The sequence below is a fragment of the Cytobacillus pseudoceanisediminis genome, assembly GCF_023516215.1.
Lineage (GTDB): Bacteria > Bacillota > Bacilli > Bacillales > Cytobacillaceae > Cytobacillus > Cytobacillus pseudoceanisediminis.
The window spans coordinates 2,895,246-2,913,638 of record NZ_CP097349.1 but is presented as its reverse complement, the minus strand read 5'-3'; the positions used below and the strand labels follow the sequence as shown (position 1 = coordinate 2,913,638).

General features: G+C 41.3%; 12 protein-coding genes, 1 tRNA gene and 4 pseudogenes. 15 read left to right on the top strand and 2 right to left on the bottom strand.

From position 1 onward, the window contains the following. Nucleotides 1-392: 392 nt before the first annotated feature. Nucleotides 393-1,316: a nuclease-related domain-containing protein gene (locus M5V91_RS15610; protein WP_284521338.1), complete on the bottom strand. Its 924-nt coding sequence runs from the start codon at nucleotides 1,314-1,316 to the stop codon at nucleotides 393-395. A gap of 184 nt (nucleotides 1,317-1,500) precedes the next feature. Between M5V91_RS15610 and M5V91_RS15605 the strand changes: the two are divergent. The 10 genes and pseudogenes from M5V91_RS15605 to M5V91_RS15560 all read left to right on the top strand — a co-directional run bounded on the left by M5V91_RS15605 (nucleotide 1,501) and on the right by M5V91_RS15560 (nucleotide 11,528). Beyond that, nucleotides 1,501-2,441, top strand: a pseudogene (locus tag M5V91_RS15605) (carbohydrate ABC transporter permease). Further along, nucleotides 2,441-3,268 (top strand): carbohydrate ABC transporter permease, encoded by an 828-nt coding sequence (locus M5V91_RS15600; RefSeq protein ID WP_019381349.1) that lies wholly within the window; start codon nucleotides 2,441-2,443, stop codon nucleotides 3,266-3,268. Before M5V91_RS15605 ends, M5V91_RS15600 begins: the two are co-directional and overlap by 1 nt. A 67-nt stretch (nucleotides 3,269-3,335) precedes the next feature. Continuing rightward, nucleotides 3,336-4,622, top strand: coding sequence for an ABC transporter substrate-binding protein (locus tag M5V91_RS15595; RefSeq protein ID WP_009331572.1), 1,287 nt, complete (start codon nucleotides 3,336-3,338; stop codon nucleotides 4,620-4,622). Between the two features lie 146 nt (nucleotides 4,623-4,768). Further along, nucleotides 4,769-6,559: a sensor histidine kinase gene (locus M5V91_RS15590; RefSeq protein ID WP_251175763.1), complete on the top strand. Its 1,791-nt coding sequence runs from the start codon at nucleotides 4,769-4,771 to the stop codon at nucleotides 6,557-6,559. 1 nt (nucleotide 6,560) lies between these two features. Next, a complete protein-coding gene (locus tag M5V91_RS15585; protein WP_009331570.1) occupies nucleotides 6,561-7,289 on the top strand; it encodes a response regulator transcription factor in 729 nt (242 codons plus the stop codon). 16 nt (nucleotides 7,290-7,305) lie between these two features. Further along, nucleotides 7,306-8,046 carry a ThuA domain-containing protein gene (locus tag M5V91_RS15580; RefSeq protein WP_251157550.1) on the top strand — a complete coding sequence of 247 codons (741 nt, stop codon included), beginning with the start codon at nucleotides 7,306-7,308 and terminating at the stop codon, nucleotides 8,044-8,046. A gap of 1 nt (nucleotide 8,047) precedes the next feature. Then, nucleotides 8,048-9,076, top strand: coding sequence for a Gfo/Idh/MocA family protein (locus tag M5V91_RS15575; RefSeq protein ID WP_251175762.1), 1,029 nt, complete (start codon nucleotides 8,048-8,050; stop codon nucleotides 9,074-9,076). Between the two features lie 9 nt (nucleotides 9,077-9,085). After that, nucleotides 9,086-10,122, top strand: a pseudogene (locus M5V91_RS15570) (Gfo/Idh/MocA family protein). An 18-nt stretch (nucleotides 10,123-10,140) separates the two neighbouring features. Further along, nucleotides 10,141-11,108: pseudogene (locus M5V91_RS15565) on the top strand (sugar phosphate isomerase/epimerase family protein). A 346-nt stretch (nucleotides 11,109-11,454) separates the two neighbouring features. Continuing rightward, nucleotides 11,455-11,528: transfer RNA gene (locus M5V91_RS15560), tRNA-Gly, on the top strand. A gap of 124 nt (nucleotides 11,529-11,652) precedes the next feature. On the opposite strand, the gene M5V91_RS15555 is transcribed toward M5V91_RS15560, so the two are convergent. Further along, on the bottom strand, nucleotides 11,653-12,321 hold the full coding sequence (locus tag M5V91_RS15555) for a B3/B4 domain-containing protein (RefSeq protein ID WP_251175761.1): 669 nt from the start codon (nucleotides 12,319-12,321) through the stop codon (nucleotides 11,653-11,655). Between the two features lie 107 nt (nucleotides 12,322-12,428). Here M5V91_RS15555 and queG point away from each other — a divergent pair, with 107 nt between their 5' ends. From queG to M5V91_RS15530, 5 genes and pseudogenes are all read left to right on the top strand, one after another. Beyond that, the gene (gene queG / locus M5V91_RS15550; protein ID WP_019381357.1) at nucleotides 12,429-13,562 is read left to right on the top strand and encodes a tRNA epoxyqueuosine(34) reductase QueG; all 1,134 of its coding nucleotides are present in this window, start codon (nucleotides 12,429-12,431) and stop codon (nucleotides 13,560-13,562) included. Nucleotides 13,563-13,762: 200 nt separating this feature from the next. After that, complete coding sequence (locus M5V91_RS15545) at nucleotides 13,763-14,641, top strand: amidase domain-containing protein (RefSeq protein WP_251175760.1); 879 nt, start codon at nucleotides 13,763-13,765, stop codon at nucleotides 14,639-14,641. A 62-nt stretch (nucleotides 14,642-14,703) separates the two neighbouring features. Continuing rightward, nucleotides 14,704-15,177, top strand: coding sequence for a tRNA (uridine(34)/cytosine(34)/5-carboxymethylaminomethyluridine(34)-2'-O)-methyltransferase TrmL (gene trmL, locus M5V91_RS15540; RefSeq protein ID WP_019381359.1), 474 nt, complete (start codon nucleotides 14,704-14,706; stop codon nucleotides 15,175-15,177). A gap of 97 nt (nucleotides 15,178-15,274) precedes the next feature. Beyond that, nucleotides 15,275-16,024 (top strand): oxygen-insensitive NADPH nitroreductase, encoded by a 750-nt coding sequence (gene nfsA, locus M5V91_RS15535; RefSeq protein WP_251175759.1) that lies wholly within the window; start codon nucleotides 15,275-15,277, stop codon nucleotides 16,022-16,024. A 428-nt stretch (nucleotides 16,025-16,452) separates the two neighbouring features. Beyond that, nucleotides 16,453-18,323: pseudogene (locus M5V91_RS15530) on the top strand (PrkA family serine protein kinase). The last annotated feature ends 70 nt before the right edge of the window (nucleotides 18,324-18,393 follow it).

Here is an 18,393-nt window from a genome sequence, read left to right as displayed (position 1 = left end):
ACGGAACTTATGCACCAAAATAGAGCCAGAAAGATTCGATGACTTTATGTGAACGGAACTAATGAAGCAGAATAGTGCCGTTCAGTTTCAAAGATGTCATGTGAATGGAACTAATGCAAGAGAATAGTGCCGTTCAGTTTCAAAGATGTCACATGAATGGAACTAATGCAAGTGAATAGTGCCGTTCAGTTTCATGATGTCAAGTGAGCGGAACTAATGCAGCAGAATAAAGCCATTAAGGTTCGATAACCTCAGTGAATGGAACTAATAATTCTGAATAGAGCCCTTCAGTATCGATAGTGTGATCTAAAAGAATCTAATGATGTTTGCTTATTCATGAATCGTGTGAGGATAGCCGAAGGGGACATGCCATACTGTTAAAAATAAACTACTCAACATAATTGTGTTTTATTCAAAGTAAGAAGTCTTGCCATGAATGATATGATTAAAGTTGTTTGATAGGATTTTCCGGATTTTTTCTTTGAAATAATATCAGAACACCATTCATGCACAATATTGGTTGTTAGCATCATATCGGGAAACATAACTCTAAACTCTTTAACACTTCTAACGATTGCCAATTCGACATCTTCTTTGTATCCGCAATTCTTACATACTAAAGCAGCTCTGTGCAATCGATCCATAAAGTGCTGGCAAGAAGCACACTTAACCCCCTTCTCCAATCCCTCAAATGTATACTCAAATCGCCTTCCATAAGGAATATCCTCCAAATGCAAAGACAGTAACTTGTCTGCCAGCATTAAATGGTTCTTATTTGCCGGTTGAGATTTCAATTTTAATTTGTCTATAAATCGGTTAATTTGTGCTGGAAATATAGCAGGAAGATTCATTGTGGCTTGATACAATTGAAATTCGGGGTTAATAAAAATAAGAAGAGCCTTAAGAGGGGTTTCTACTCCCAATTTCTGCAGAAGTCTTCTCAGGAGGGATTCACTTCGCTGAAGCTGCAGAAGAGGATTTTTAACTTCAGTATTTGCTGGTACTGTATACCATCTGTTTTGTTCGATATAAAAGTCTCCCTCATAATTCTTAACTTCAAAAAGATAGATACAGCCTCCAGTGAATAATAGTGAATCTATTTGGAAAAGGGTGTTACTGTAATCGAACAATAAATCATTAAGAATAATCCATTCCTCAGGCGAATGTTCTAGTAGTTCATCAAATTTCTTCTCACCTGAAAAACCTTTTTCTAAATTAAGAAAGAGGCTGTAATCTTTTGGGGAAAGCCGCATTCTTCCATGTAAACACTGAAGCAATTTTAATTCTTCCGGTTCATAACGATATTTTAATATCATAGCCCACATCCCTATATTCAAGATAGCTTCATTCTATGCAATGTATTCGATTAACACAAGTTAAACCTTTTAAACAAGTCAAAATATTGCACCTTTTTAGTCAATTCAGTCACCTATATATGCAAACGGTTTCAAATATAATGTAGGAAAGCGTTTGCAAGAGATAAGGGGGCGGTGAAAAGATTTGGAGACAAAGATTGAGGTCGGGGAAGCAGCAGTCAATTCAGAGGTTAAAACAGTATCCAGGAAAAAAGCAAATCTGAAAAAAATGCTAACATACAGTGCTTTTGTAGGACCGGCATTGATTTTTTTCCTGGTGATTCAAATCATTCCTTTTTTGATGGGTATTTATTATTCCTTTACTTCCTGGAATGGTGTCAGTTCTGTGGTTGAGTGGGTAGGACTTGAAAATTATTTAAAGATCTTTAAGAATGATCCTAAGTTTTTTGATTCCTTTATTTTTACTACCAAGTTTATGTTAGCTTCGGTTATTATTAGTAATTTACTAGGTTTTGGGCTTGCGTTATTATTGAACGCAGCATTGAAGTCCAGGAACTTATTGCGGACTGTGTTTTTCATTCCTAATGTTATCGGGGGATTATTGCTTGGGTTCATCTGGCAGTTTATTTTTGTAAAAGGGTTTGCGGCAATTGGAAATCTTACAGACCTGTCCGTTTTTAAGCTCCCATGGCTTGGGGATGAGACAACAGCATTCTGGGGGATTGTAATTGTGTTTGCCTGGCAGATCAGCGGATATATGATGGTTATTTATATTGCAGCGCTGCAGGGGTTGACCAGACATTGCTGGAGGCTGCCAGGATCGATGGGGCATCAAGCTGGACACTTCTGACGAAAATTATTATTCCACTTATTTTGCCGGCGTTTACGATTTGTTTCTTTTTAACTATTTCAATGGCCTTTAAGATTTTCGATCTGAATATTTCACTGACAGGCGGAGGTCCTTTTAATTCAACACAATCTGTAGCGATTAATATTTATCAGGAAGCATTCCAAAATAACCGGTATGGTCTTGGTACCGCGAAATCCATTCTGTTCTTCCTTGTTGTGGCTATTTTTACAACGGTTCAGGTTATGATGACCAAGAAAAGGGAGGTTGAGGCATAATGAATCCCAGATATACGAAGGTTACGTTTCTGCTCGAGATTATCGGAATCGTATTAGGAGTCATTTTCCTCATACCTTTTTATTTCGTGATCATCAATTCTGTAAAAGGTTTTGCAGATATTTTGATTGATGCTGCAGCGTGGCCGCAGGAGTTTTTATTCTCCAATTACTTGAAGGTATGGGATATTATTAATTTCCCGCGGGCCTTCTGGAACTCGCTTATAATTACGGTGATCAGCAATATTGGACTTGTTGTCATTAGTTCCATGGCTGCCTGGAAGATGGTCCGAACCCCGGGAAAATTCAGCAAAATCCTATTTGCCCTATTTGTTTCTGCGATGGTTATTCCATTCCAGACGGTCATGATACCGCTGATGAAGCTGGGAGGCACGCTGAATCTGACAAACAGCATACCAGGTCTCATCATTATGTATTTTGGCTTTGGTGTACCATTATCGCTTTTCCTGTATCACGGATTTATTAAAACAGTTCCAATAGAGATAGAAGAATCGGCCCGAATTGATGGGTGCAGCCAGTTTGGGGTCTTTTGGAGAATTGTTTTTCCGCTTCTAAAACCAATCACTGTAACGGTTGTTATTTTAAATACATTATGGATCTGGAATGATTATCTGCTGCCGCTTCTTGTGCTTCAGGATGCAGAACTTAGGACGATTCCTTTGGCCACAAGTTCATTCTTTGCACAATATACAAAGCAATGGGACATGGGACTGGCCGCCCTTGTAATGGGCATTACACCGGTCGTTATTTTCTTCCTGTTCCTGCAGAGGCATATTATTAAAGGCATTGCACAAGGCTCCATCAAGTAGTTATAGAGACTTTTGCGGCCATATGGGCTGTTAAAGTTTATATAAAAAATTATTCAGGGGAAACAAAATGAAACGCTTTGCTTTATTACTGCTGTCATTGGTTCTGATGGCGGGCATTATGGCAGGCTGTTCTTCTTCCAGCTCTTCAGGGGACGAAAAGCCTAAGGATGATTCAAAGAATGAGGATGAAGTGGTAACATTAAATTTGTTCCAGTTTAAAGTGGAGATTGCCGATCAGCTTCAGGAAATGATCGGTGAATTCGAAAAAGAGCATCCGAATATTAAAGTAAAGCTTGAATCAGTCGGCGGCGGTGCTGATTATGGTGCCGCATTAAAAGCAAAGTTTGCATCCGGCGAACAGCCTGACATTTTTAACAATGGCGGATTTAAAGAATTGGAGCTTTGGAAGGAGCATCTTGCAGATCTTTCAAATGAGCCTTGGGCAGAGCATGTGCTTCCAATTGGAAAAGTACCAATGACTGATACAGACGGAAAACTTTATGGAATGCCTGTAAACCTTGAAGGATACGGTTTCATTTATAATAAGGATTTATTTGAAGAAGCAGGCATTACTGAACCGCCTAATACGATTTCTGAATTGAAGGATGCTGCTGAAAAACTAAAGGATAAAGGAATTACTCCTTTCTCTGCCGGTTACGGAGAGTGGTGGGTCATTGGTCAGCATTTATTAAATATTCCATTTGCACAGCAGGAAGATCCAGTGGCATTTATTGAGGGCCTATACAGCGGATCTGAAAAGATTATTGGCAATGATAAATTTAAAGAGTTCAAAGAAGTGCTTGATACTGAAATAAACTTCGGAAATGAAAATCCATTAACAACAGATTACAATACGCAAGTGACTCTATTTGCTTCCGGCAAAACGGCTATGCTTCAGCAGGGAAACTGGACAGAAAACATGATTCTTGAAATCGACCCTGAAATTAACATGGGATTCCTTCCAATTCCGCTGACTGATGATGAAGCTGAAGCAGACCGTTTACCAGTAGGCGTTCCGAACAACTGGGTTCTTAATAAAAATTCAGAACATCTTGAAGAAGCAAAATTATTCCTTGACTGGATGGTTTCTTCTGAAACAGGAAAGCGTTATATCACAGAAGAGTTTGCGTTCATTCCTGCCTTCGACAATATAGAGCCAACCGGTTTAGGGCCTCTTGGCCAGCATATTCTTGAGTATTCTAAGGAAGAGAAAACTGTTCCTTGGACATGGTTCAGATGGCCTGATGGTGCAAATAAAGAGTTTGCTGCAACAATCCAGGAATACGCTGCAGGAAAGATCGACTATGATACGCTCGTTGAACGCTTCCAGGCATCCTGGGATAATTTGAAATAAATTTGGTTAAACAGGAAGCATGTCTGCGGAAGATATGCTTTCTGTTTTATATTTTAATGATAAGCAAAACCCCATAGCAAAAAGGCATCCCCAAAAGGGAAGTTCGCTTTATACTATTGTAAAAGACAAAGCAGCGGGGGATGTACATGTTCAAAAAGAGCATTAGGAATAAACTGATTGTTCTATTGATGGTAGCAACGATCGTTCCATTTGGGGCGTCTATAATCATCACTTATTATCATACAGCGGAATCATTGAAAGACCAGGCCATCAAGGAAAATAGCAACCTATTATATCAAGGAAAAGTGAACCTGGAGGGTTACATAAATGAGCTGGATGGATTAACACTATCCCTTTACAATAATCCAGGTTTAATAAACTTTTTAAAAGATCCCCAAAAGGAAAATAATTATCAGGCAGTGGAAGCTGTAAGAAATGTAATTTCTACCATACTGTATGCAGAAGAAAATATTAAAAGGGTCAACATTGCTGTTGCAAAGGAAGATCGTCTTATAACAGCTTCCAGGCGCTCTACAGTTATTTTTTCAAAGAAGCTGACAAATGCCAATCAGGAATTTTACCTAAAAGCAAAAGAAAGTCCAAGCAATATGTATCTTGAGCCTATTCATAAGATAAAGGAGCCTGAGGACAAAAAGCCTAAAAATGTAATAACGCTTCACAGATCTTTAATCAATATTCCATCAGATGATATATTGGCATATATCTCACTGGAGTTCTCACCAGATCAAATAACCAATATCAGCCGTAATCTTTACTCGGAGGAAAATGAAGAATTCTATATTATATCTCCTGAAGGGGAATTGATCTACCATTCAACTGATGAAACTGATGAAGATACTAAAACGACTGATTGGATAGATTGGGTAATGAGTACAAATAAAGTTAATGGCACGGTTGAATGGAAAGAAGGTTCATTCAACGGCGTCATGATATACGATCAATTATCGCAAAATTCTGGCGGCTGGTATCTTGTTAAGCGTGTCCCATATACCACTTTATATGAAAGTGCATTCAGCGTGGCGAAAATCAATATCATGTTTGGCGTAATCGGACTCATCCTGGTTATTCTTGCCACTCTATTTATCTCTGTTAGAATCACTTCACCAATCAGAATCCTGCTGAAATATATTGATCAGGTTGAAAAAGGAAACCTTAATGTCCGTTTTCAATCTTTTGGCAATGATGAGATTGGCTATCTCGGTGATCGATTTAAACAAATGATCGATAAAATAAATGATTTGATCAATCGGGAGTATAAACTTCAGCTTGAGAACAAGACCAATCAGCTAAAGGTTCTGCAGTCCCAGGTTAATCCGCATTTTTTATATAACGCATTGCAGTCCATCGGAACAGCGGCATTAAAAAATCAGGGTCCGCAGATTTATTCGTCTGTTACCCGCCTTTCTAAAATCATGCGATACAGCATGAATATGGAGGAGGATATGGTTCCTCTTCAAAAAGAGATCGAACATACCAAGTCCTATCTCCTGCTGCAAAAAGAGCGGTTCGGTGACCAGCTTCAGTTCAGTTTTCAGCTTGATGAAGAAGCATTGGGGTTTCCTGTGCCGAAAATGATTTTACAGCCCATAGTGGAGAATTATTTTAAGCATGGCTTTGATGCACGGGAAAAAACAGGAGAGGTTAGTATCACCTGCAGACAGGATGAATTTTATCTGGATATTCTGATCGGGGATAATGGCAGCGGCGTTTCTGAGAGCAGGCTGGAGGAAATCCGATTGCATTTGATGAATGACAGGATAGGGCAAAAGGTTGAGTTAACGAATATCGGACTGAAGAATGTTTACACCCGGTTAAAACTCTATTATGGCAATCGTGCATACCTGCAGCTTAAGAATCTTGAGCGCGGCGGGCTGCTTGTTTCTATTAAACTTCCAAAAAGGATGGAAGGTGGATAAGATGAAAGCAATTATTGTGGATGATGAAAAACATGTGAGGGAAGGCTTGTTGCTTCTTGCGGATTGGAGCCGCTTTGGAATTGACACAATCCTGGAGGCGGTAGATGGAAATGAGGCCATAAAGCTGATTAAAGAGCATCGCCCGGAAATCATATTCACTGATATGAGCATGCCAAAGAGAGATGGCATAAGCCTTTTAAAATGGATTCATTCTTCGGATCTATCCAGCAAGACGATTGTCGTCAGCGGATATGATGATTTTGACTATATGAGGAATGCCATCTGTTATAAAAGCTTTGATTATATTTTGAAGCCTATTGATCCTGAAATATTGAATGAAACCCTGGAGAAAGCCATAAATGAATGGAAACAGCAGAGTCCTCCAGAGGAATGCCAGAAGGAGCATGGCGGGGAGATGAATGTGATTCAGCAAATAGAACAGTTTTTGCTGGAAAGCTATAACAAGGATATTAACCTGCAGGAAATTGCAGACAGATTTTATTTAAGCAGGGAGTACATTTCCAGGAAGTTTAAACATGAATATCAGGCTACCATAACGGATTTTATTACGAATGTCCGAATGAACAAGGCAAAAGAGCTTCTGCAGAACCCTAAACTGAAAATCTATGAAATTGCTTTCCAGGTCGGCTATCAGGATGAAAAGTACTTTAGCAAAGTCTTTAAAAAGACAGAGGGGATTTCCCCAAATGAATATCGAAGCATGAATTAACAGAAGGAGGAAGATTATGATCAACGTGCTTGTCTGGAATGAGAATCGTCATGAACAAAAGGATGAAAAGGTAAGGTCTGTCTATCCGGATGGTATTCACGGTGCCATTGCAGACTTTTTAAATGAAGAAGATTATAAAGTAAAGACAGCTACATTGGATGAGCCTCAGCATGGACTTAGTGATGCTGTTTTACAGGAAACAGACGTTTTGGTCTGGTGGGGGCATCTCGCGCATGGGGAAGTTGAGGATGCAATCGCTGAAAAAGTAAAACAAAGAGTGCTGGATGGAATGGGGCTGATTGTCCTGCATTCCGGCCATTTTTCTAAGATTTTTAAAGCATTGATGGGAACATCCTGTGATTTAAAGTGGAGAGAAGCGGATGAAAAGGAACGGATTTGGATTGTAGACCCGAGCCATCCCATTGCAGAAGGACTTGGAGAATATATTGAACTTGAAAAAGAAGAAATGTATGGGGAACATTTTGATATCCCTGCACCGGATGAACTTGTAATGGTGAGCTGGTTTGAAGGCGGGGAAGTTTTCCGGAGCGGCTGTACATACAGGCGCGGAAAAGGGAAAATCTTTTATTTTCGCCCAGGACATGAAACGTATCCAACTTATTATCATAAGGACGTTCAGCAGGTTATTAAAAATGCTGTTAAGTGGGCTAAACCAACTGATCTTCCCGTACCGGTCTATGGAAATGCGAAGCCATTGGAGAGAATCAGAGTGAGTCAAGAAGGAGTGGAGAATTAAGATGAAAAAACTCAAAATTGGAATAATTGGCTGCGGAAGTATAGCCAAGCATCGGCATATGCCTGAATATCATGCAAGCAGCGGGGCTGTCATTGCAGCGGTATGTGATATTAATGAAGAGCGTGCAAATGTGTTTGCCGGGTTGTACGGGGCGCAGGTGTACACCGATTATAGAGAATTGCTGGCTAATAAGGATATAGATGCAGTGAGTGTCTGCACCCCGAATTATCTGCATGCTCCCATATCAGCTGCAGCATTAAACGCCGGCAAGCATGTACTATGTGAAAAGCCTATGGCAACTTCTATGGAAGAGGCACAGGACATGATTGAAGCAGCCAGTAAGAATGGAAAGAAATTAATGATTGCTCATAATCAGCGCTTTGTTCCATCTCATAAAAAAGCAAAGGAATTGATTGCAAAAGGTGAAGCTGGAAAAATCTATAGTTTCCGGACGGCTTTTGGCCACGGCGGGCCAGAGGGATGGAGTGCAGATGGCAAAGAAAGCTGGTTCTTCAAAAAAGATCAGGCTTTTATTGGCGCCATGGGCGACCTTGGTGTACATAAGACCGACTTGCTGCGTTATCTGCTGGGAGAAGAGTTTGCTGAGGCAGGAGCATTCGTAGAGACAAGTGCCAAGATGGGTGCTGATGTCGATGATACAGCGGTATGCGTTTTAAAAACGGAAAGCGGTGTAATCGGTACATTGGCTGCAAGCTGGTCTTATGTCTCAAAAGAAGACAATTCCACAATTATTTATGGAGAAAAGGCAATTTTGAGATTAGAAGATGATCCGGTGAATTCTCTCATTGTTCAGTATGCAAATGGTGAAACAGTGAAGTACGAACTTGGCGGGATTCAGACAAATGAAGAAGGAGGACAAAAGAATTCAGGCGTCATTGATCATTTTCTTGAAAGCATCTTAAATGAAAAGGAGCCTGCGATTCCTGGTTCTGAGGGAATGAAGTCGCTCCAAGTGATACTTGCTGCGCTGGAGTCGAGCGAAACAAAGCAGATTGTCAGAATTAAGTGAGGTGCATCAATGAAGAAACTTCGGATCGGGATTATTGGTGCTGGCGGAATAGCCCAGTCCAGGCATATTCCCGTTTTACTAAAATTATCGGATAGTGCTTCCATAACAGCTATTTGCGATGTGAATGAGGATACTGCAAAATTGGCTGCAAGGAAGTTTGGAATTAGCAGCGTTTTTACGGATTATAAAGAAGTATTCAGTGAAACAGATGCCGTAGTTATTTGTACACCGAATAAGTTTCATGCTGAGATTACGGCTGCTGCACTGGATGCCGGGCTGCATGTGTTGTGTGAGAAGCCGATGGCCATGACAGCAGAAGAATGCAGGAAAATGATAGAAGCCAGAGACAGGTCGGGAAAGGTTTTGGCCATTGCCTACCACTACCGGTTTATGAAAGAGGCTCAGGCTGCCAAAAAACTCATTTCAGAAGATGAAATTGGTCTTCCATTTGCCGCCAGAGCACGGGCAATGAGAAGAAGAAAGGTGCCGGGATGGGGTGTTTTCACCAATAAGGAACTTCAGGGCGGAGGAAGTTTGATTGATTATGGATGCCACTTGCTTGACCTCTCGCTTTGGCTTCTGGGAAACCCGGAGGAAACCGGGGTTTCCGGTACAGCTTATAATACATTGAGCAGAATGCCTGAGCAGGTGAATCTATGGGGAAGTTTTGACCATCAATCCTTTAATGTCGATGACCATGTGACAGCTTATATAAAATTTGCCAATGGGGCATCCCTGCTTTTTGAAACCTCATGGTCGGCCAATATCGAACGGGATGATGAAAGCCTCAGCCTTTCAGGGCAGGGTGGAGGAATTGATTTATTCCCATTCAGTTTGAACCAATCCAAACATGGAATGCTCCTTAATACACGCTCAGAATGGCTGCCGGGGAGGATGACTATGCTTTGGCGCAGGCACGGAACTTTATTGACAGCTGTTTGGGGAGGGAAGAATTCATAGTTAAAGCAGAAGAAGCACTGCAGACAACCAGAATTATTGATGCGATTTATAAAAGCAGTGAAATGGGCAGAAGAGAAATACTTTAGAAGCGAGGAGGGGATTTTATGAAGCTCGGCGTATTTACCGTTTTATTTGCTGAGAAGAATTTTGAAGAAATGCTTGATCATGTGGCAGCTGCAGGTCTTAAGGCTGTTGAAATCGGAACGGGGCTTATCCCGGAAACGCTCACTGCAGCCTGAACGAGCTATTAGAAAGTAAAGAACTTCGGGCTGATTATCTGAAAAAGATTTTATCAAGAGGTCTTGAAATCAGCGCATTCAGCTGCCATGGCAATCCGATTTCCCCTGATAGAGCATTTGCAGAGGAATCGGACCGCGTGTTATATGACACGATTAGGTTAGCCAGCTTAATGAATGTTCCGGTTGTTAACTGTTTTTCAGGCACTGCAGGTGATGGGGAAGGGGCCGAGCATCCGAATTGGCCGGTTGCTCCATGGCCGAATGAGTATGGAGAAGTGCTGAAATGGCAATGGGAGGAGAAACTCATTCCTTACTGGAAGAAAGCCGGGCAATTTGCAAAAGACCATAATGTGAAAATTGGTCTTGAACTTCATGGCGGATTCCTTGTGCATACTCCTTATACACTTCTAAAATTAAGGGAAGAAACCTGTGATGCCATTGGTGCCAATCTGGACCCAAGCCATTTATGGTGGCAGGGAATCGACCCTGTGGCAGCAATAAAGATTTTGGGAAAAGAAAATGCCATTCATCATTTTCATGCAAAAGATACCTATATTGACCAGGAAAATGTTAATATGTACGGTTTAACAGATATGCAGCCGTATGGAAATGTCCAGACCAGAGCGTGGACATTCAGGTCAGTCGGGTGCGGACACGGCCTGCAGGAATGGTCGGATATGATGAGCGCTTTGCGAACATTTGGGTATGATTATGTTGTCAGCATTGAGCATGAAGATCCGCTTATGTCTATAGAAGAAGGATTTACAAGGGCAGTCAGGAACCTTAAGTCGATCTTAATTGAAGAACAGCCTTCAGAAATGTGGTGGGTGTAACATTCTTAGCAGGGAAGGATTTTAAATCCTTTCCTGTATTTTCGACAATTTTCTCAATTGGGGTTGACCATTCCGGCTGAATTTAGTATTATTAAATAGTTGATTCGACACAATGTTTATTTTGCTGTAGATAAAAATCGACATTGGATTTAGGCATAATTTCATTACTGATTAAATATAAATACACAAATGCGGGTGTAGTTTAGTGGTAAAACCTCAGCCACGAGCCAACACATCCATGAATCATCTCCGAGTTGCCTCGACGCATAGGCTTCCATGAAAAAGCTTTTAGAGGAAGAGGCATGCAAGTACGGGAAAAAACAGTAGTCAGTAACTTCATATAAATGCGGGTGTAGTTTAGTGGTAAAACCTCAGCCTTCCAAGCTGATGATGAGGGTTCGATTCCCTTCACCCGCTCCATACATAGCCAACGCAGTGTTTCGTTCAAAAAGAACGAGGTATTGCGTTTTTTCATTTTCTTTGGCTATTGAGCAAAAAAATCGGGTGGCCTCCGCGGATTCCACTCGATTTTTAATAAACTTGTTTAACATCCAATTACCTTAAAGGTTCCTTCTCCACCATGCACTTGAGAGTACATGTTCATTAGGGACTCAACCATTTTTTCAGCCTTTTCCATTTCCAGAGAAGGGCGCAAATAAACGATTTGAACGGCATTTTTAGTCTGTTCCGTCACCGCTGTCCTCTCAGAGTCGACAAACGGACTGCCAAATGGCCCTGCCGCATCTTCACTAATAATTAAATTGGCAAGTGAGTTGGGTCTTCCGTTTAGACCGTTATATTCTTCGCCTTCTTTGCCTAACCTGATAGACAGATTGCCTGAAAGCTTATCTGCGTCATACACGCCAATCGGTATTTGATATTCGAGGGAAAAGAAGTTGTTAATATCTATGGAGCTGTTGACCGGCTGCAGATAATTTTGTTTCTTAATTCTTCGGTACAGTGCTTCTGCAGAGTGGCGGTACCGATTTGGATCCTTGCCTGCTGTTTTGAAAATCTGTCTCCATTCTTTGATCCCTTCATATTCTGTAACACTCTTGTCCTCTAAGTCAAAATAAATTGATTCCTGAAATAATTGGAGTCTGCCCTTTACCATTTGAGGAGATTGTCCGACTTCTATATTTTTATATGTAATGAATCCAATTTTAAATTGGGGAATTAACCTGCACAACTCGGGAGCAAACGTAATTTCCAAGCTTTCCACCTCCAAAATTACTTTAAAATAGTTTATCATAATAAGCGGTGATTCAATAAATTAAAGACTTTCATATAAATCAATTTTTCATGAAAGGAGGTTATACAATGGATTTTGCCCAATTCAAGCAGGAAGTGATTGAATACAGTAAAACAATTGGCATAGATAAAATCGGTTTTACAGCAGCCAGCACTTTTGATGAGATGAAAAATAGACTGATTCGCCAGCAGGAACTTCAATATCAATCTGGATTTGAAGAGCCCGATATTGAGAAGAGAGTGAATCCCAGCCTCCTATTGGACAAGCCCAAATCCATTATCTCAATAGCTGTTGCTTACCCTTCCAAAATGAAGGTCAGAGTGGTCAGCAAAAGAGGTGAGAGAAGAGGCATTTTCTGCCGCGCTTCATGGGGTAAAGACTATCATCATATCTTGAGGGAACGTCTACAGAAACTTGAGGGATTCATTCAGTCAAGAATACCTGAGGCGTTATGCAAATCCATGGTGGATACAGGTGAGCTTGTGGATCGGGCCGTAGCGCAGCGTGCCGGAATTGGCTGGAGCGGAAAAAACTGTTCCATCATTACACCGGAATTCGGATCGTATGTCTATCTAGGAGAAATGATTACGAATCTGCCATTTGAGCCGGATAAACCAATGGAAGACAGATGCGGCAGCTGCAATAAATGTGTAGACGTCTGTCCGACTGGTGCTTTAATTCAGGGAGGTCAGCTTGATGCACAGAAGTGCATCGCGTTTCTGACACAGACAAAAGGCTTTCTTGCTGAGCCGTATAGAGAAAAACTGGGTAACAGACTTTATGGGTGTGATACCTGTCAAACCGTATGCCCTGAAAATAAAGGCAAGGATTTTCATCTGCACGAAGAGATGGAGCCGGATCCGGAAGTGGCAAAGCCGCTTTTAAGGCCGCTTTTATTTATCAGCAACCGTGAATTTAAAGAAAAATATGGTCCGGTTTCAGGCTCCTGGAGAGGGAAAAAGCCGATCCAGCGAAATGCCATTATCGCCTTGGCTCACTACAAAGACGAAACAGCTGTAGAAGATCTGATTAAAGTCATGACAGAAGATCCTCGGCCGGTGATCCGTGGAACGGCTGCCTGGGCACTTGGGAAAATTGGCGGTGAGAAATCATTAGCTGCCCTGGAAAAGGCTTTGCAGCAGGAAAAAGACGGAGAGGCCATTGCTGAGATTGAAAAAGGTTTAAGTTTTATTGAGAAATGATGAGGGAGGAATCTCCCTCTTTTTCTATGCCATTTTTATGAAAAATTCTAATTTTTCCTCAGTCCAACAATATGCAAAGAGTAAAATTCAAATGCAGAGAAACTGTTCAGTCCGGCTGACTTACTGTTATATTGCACGAAAAATTAAGCAAAGTCCTCTGCTTTCTCTCATATGTATTGAATAGGAGAGGAGTGAGATGCGTGAGGGACCAGCTTCAGGAGCTGTTAATAAAAAGAGTGCAGCAGTGCGTTTCCCATTCAAGAAGTTCAATTCATACCTGCCCTAAGATTGAAAAGAAGAAAGAATCTCTTACCGCCCGGTCCGGTGAGATTGTTAAAGCCCAGGCAACCGGAAAAGTGATCAAGGTCGGCGGGGAGAAGGATGACGTGAAGCAGGTTGAATACAGAGTTCACTTTAGATATTTAATTAAGCAAAAAGGCGTGTTCTATATGGAAGAAGAAATTGAAGAGCGAACAGCCGACTTTTATAAAGGAGTGTTCGTCGAGGATCGGGAGAAAAACCCTTTTAATGAGATTCAAAAAGATGAAGCGTCTCCAGACCATGAATATGGAGAGGAAGAAAGGCTTGTATATGAGTATGACCGCATGAAAGCAGTGCAGTATGCAGAAAAATGGTGGAACAGCTATAATCCGGCTTATAAAAAATTTGAAGTGGATTGCACCAATTATATTTCACAGTGCCTTCATGTAGGCGGCGGCCCGATGAGAGGGTATCCTAACCGCGGAAAAGGATGGTGGATGAGAAGCGGAAATTGGAGCTACAGCTGGACGGTAGCGAATTCATTGCGATGGTATCTGCCGAGTTCGAATTCGGGGTTAAGAGCGGAGGAAGTCTCCAGTCCGGATCAGCTCTTAATTGGAGATGTTATTTGCTATGATTTTCAGGGAGACGGGCGATTTGACCATACAACGATCGTGACGGGAAAAGATGCCTCAGGAATGCCCCTGGTCAATGCCCATACTTATAACAGCCGAATGCGTTATTGGGCTTATGAAGATTCAACAGCCTATACACCGAATATTAAATATAAATTTTTGTCTATAATTGATGACCAGTAATTTGTAAGGTGATTTCAAAATGATATAATAACACATGCAGATTTAATTTAGAGGTGAAAAAAGTGGGGTTGCATGTAGTATTATATCAGCCGGAAATTCCGGCCAACACTGGTAATATAGCCCGTACTTGTGCGGCTACTGATACGACATTGCATCTGATCCGGCCGCTTGGCTTCTCGACAGATGATAAAATGCTGAAGCGTGCAGGCTTGGATTATTGGCAATTTGTAAAGATCGTCTATCATGAATCATTGGACGATTTCTTTAATAGCAGCGAAGGCGGTGAATACTTCTACTTAACGAAGTATGGCACCAAGCCGCATTCCACTTTCGATTACAGCAATGTCGGGAAGGATTATTATTTTATTTTCGGCAAAGAAACGACGGGCCTTCCGAAGAATATCATTGAAATCAACAAAGAACGCGCATTAAGGGTTCCAATGAACGATAAAGTCCGTTCGCTTAACTTATCCAACACTGCAGCCATTCTTGTTTATGAAGCACTGCGGCAGCAGGATTACTTGCATTTAAAATAGGAAACAGCTGGCCTGGTATTTTTCGGGCCTTTTCCTTTGGAGAATACTTTCCTTTCTGGGTAAAATGAAAAAGTATATATGGAAAGGATGAGTTGTGATGAATGAAGTGATCAATTTGCTGATGGACCATCGCTCCGTGCGGAATTTTGAAGATAGGCCTCTGTCCAAAGAACAGATAGAAACGATTGTACTTTCTGCTCAAGCTGCGTCCACCTCAAGTTTTGTTCAAGCCTATTCAATAATCGGTATTACCGATAAAGTGAAGAAAGCGAAACTTGCTGAATTTGCAGGCAACCAGAATTATGTAGCAGAAAATGGCCACTTTTTCGTATTTTGTGCTGATCTGCATCGTCATGAAGTAATGGGACAAATGGAAAATATCAATGTAATTCCCTCCATTGAAAGCACAGAGAAATTTATGGTGGCTGTCATTGATGCAGCATTGGCTGCACAGAATGCTGCGGTTGCTGCTGAATCGCTGGGATTGGGAATATGCTATATTGGCGGAATAAGAAACAATCTTGAAGGTGTAGCTGAACTTTTAAAAACACCGGATCGCGTAATTCCTTTGTTTGGACTGGCTGTTGGCTATCCTTCCAAAAAGAACGATAAAAAGCCAAGGCTTCCTCTTCAGCACATATACCATGAAAATGAATATAAGCAGGATGAAACTGCCTACCGCGAAGAGCTGGAAGTGTATAATAAAATCATTTCCGAGTACTATGATGAGCGTACGGGCGGCAAGCGGAATGACACGTGGACTGGTCAAATCGCCGGCATGCTTGAAAAGCAGACACGAATGTATATGAAGGATTTTGTACAGAAGAAAAAGATGGATTTGAGGTAGGGCTATAACCAAGAGCCTGTGTTCGAAATTAGAGAAAAGCTGCTGAATGATCAGCAGCTTATTTTGCTTACGCCTGGCTTGTCATCATAACCAGCAGCGAAAATAGCAGCAAGGAAAGCAACCATTACACCGATAATAATAATTGTACCCATGTATATGTAATCCTCCTTTAGCGGTATATCAATAGGCAAGCTTGTAAATATAAGCTTATTATAGCCCAAAAATGAATAACTGTGAATGAAAAGTATGGAGTTTTTTTTACAGTTAGATCCCGCAGCAAAGTGTTCCTTATAATTATTCCCCATAAAAAGTACAAACCAAACTCTCAATAGTTTACGCATGTTCGATTGCCGGGGCGCATAGAGTATATTAATCGTCTCTGATAATGCGACAGGGGAGGTCCTTATGGATATTCTAAAAAAATTGAGATGTACAGACACGAGGAAGAAAAGCTTAAATGGGAAGGGACTTTTGGAGAGTATTTAGAAATTGTTAAAGAGAAGCCATGGGTTGCCCAGTCAGCACATTCACGGGTATATAATATGATTAAGGATGCCGGTGTCGAAGAAGTGAAGGGGCAAAAAAGATATCAATTTTTCAGCAATCAGCTCTTTGGATTAGAAGAAGCATTGGAAAGGCTGGTAGAAGAGTATTTCCATCCTGCTGCCAAACGCCTCGATGTCCGCAAAAGGATTCTTTTATTAATGGGGCCGGTCAGCGGCGGTAAATCAACTTTAGTGACAATGCTAAAGAGAGGTTTAGAGCAATATTCTCACGCTGATAGGGGAGCGGTCTATGCTATTAAGGGCTGTCCAATGCATGAAGATCCGCTTCATTTAATCCCGCATCACCTCCGTAAAGACTTTCATGATGAATATGGAATAAGAATTGAAGGAAACCTCTCGCCATTGAATAGTATGCGTCTCGAACAGGAGTATGGCGGCCGTATAGAAGATGTTTTAATTGAAAGAATCATTTTCTCAGAAGACCGCAGGGTGGGAATTGGAACTTTCAGCCCATCAGATCCAAAATCCCAGGATATTGCTGATCTGACTGGAAGCATTGACTTTTCAACCATTGCTGAATATGGTTCAGAATCAGATCCTCGTGCCTATCGTTTCGATGGGGAACTAAATAAAGCAAACCGAGGGATGATGGAATTCCAAGAAATGCTGAAGTGCGACGAGAAATTTTTATGGCATTTATTGTCCCTGACTCAGGAAGGCAACTTTAAAGCAGGGCGCTTCGCCTTGATATCAGCGGATGAGCTAATTGTTGCTCACACGAATGAAACAGAGTACCGTTCATTCATTTCTAATAAAAAGAATGAAGCTCTGCACTCAAGGATTATCGTTATGCCAATCCCATATAATTTAAAGGTTTCAGAGGAAGAGAAGATTTACGATAAAATGATCCGAGAAAGCGATGTTTCCAATGTGCACATTGCACCTCATACCCTGAGGGTTGCAGCGATGTTTACGATTTTAACCCGCATGAAGGATCCGAAAAAAGGCGATATAGATTTAGTTAAGAAAATGCGTTTGTATGATGGAGAGAGCGTTGAAGGCTATAACAGGGCTGATGTGGAGGAATTGAAAAAAGAGCATGCAGATGAAGGCATGAGCGGTATTGACCCGCGTTATGTTATCAACAGGATCTCTTCTACAATCATCCGTAAAAATATTACGAGCATCAATGCGCTGGATGTATTACGGTCGCTTAAAGAAGGGTTGGATCAGCATCCATCCATTACTCCAGAACTGAAGGAAAGATACCTGAACTTTATTTCTCTGGCCCGCAAAGAATATGATGATATTGCGAAGAAAGAAGTACAAAAGGCATTTGTTTACTCTTATGAAGAATCTGCAAAAACGCTTATGGAAAACTATCTTGATAATGTTGAAGCATACTGCAATAAAGCGAAGCTTCGCGACCCATTAACCGGTGAGGAAATCAGTCCGGATGAAAAACTGATGCGCTCAATCGAAGAGCAGATCGGCATCTCCGAGAATGCGAAGAAAGCATTCAGGAGGAAATCCTCATCCGCATCTCAGCTTACGCAAGAAAAGGCAAGCGCTTTGACTATAATTCGCATGACCGTCTGCGTGAAGCTATCCAGAAGAAGCTTTTCGCTGACCTGAAAGATGTCGTGAAGATCACCACATCTTCAAAAACGCCTGATGAGCAGCAGCTGAAGAAGGTGAATGAAGTTGTAGCAAGATTAATTGACGAACATGGCTATAACTCAACATCAGCAAACGAACTGCTCCGCTATGTTGGAAGCTTGCTGAATCGTTAAAAAAAGCCTGGCAGGATAGCTGCCAGGCTTTTTTTGCGGATGAATAAGGAGCTGAATTAGGAGGGGCGCA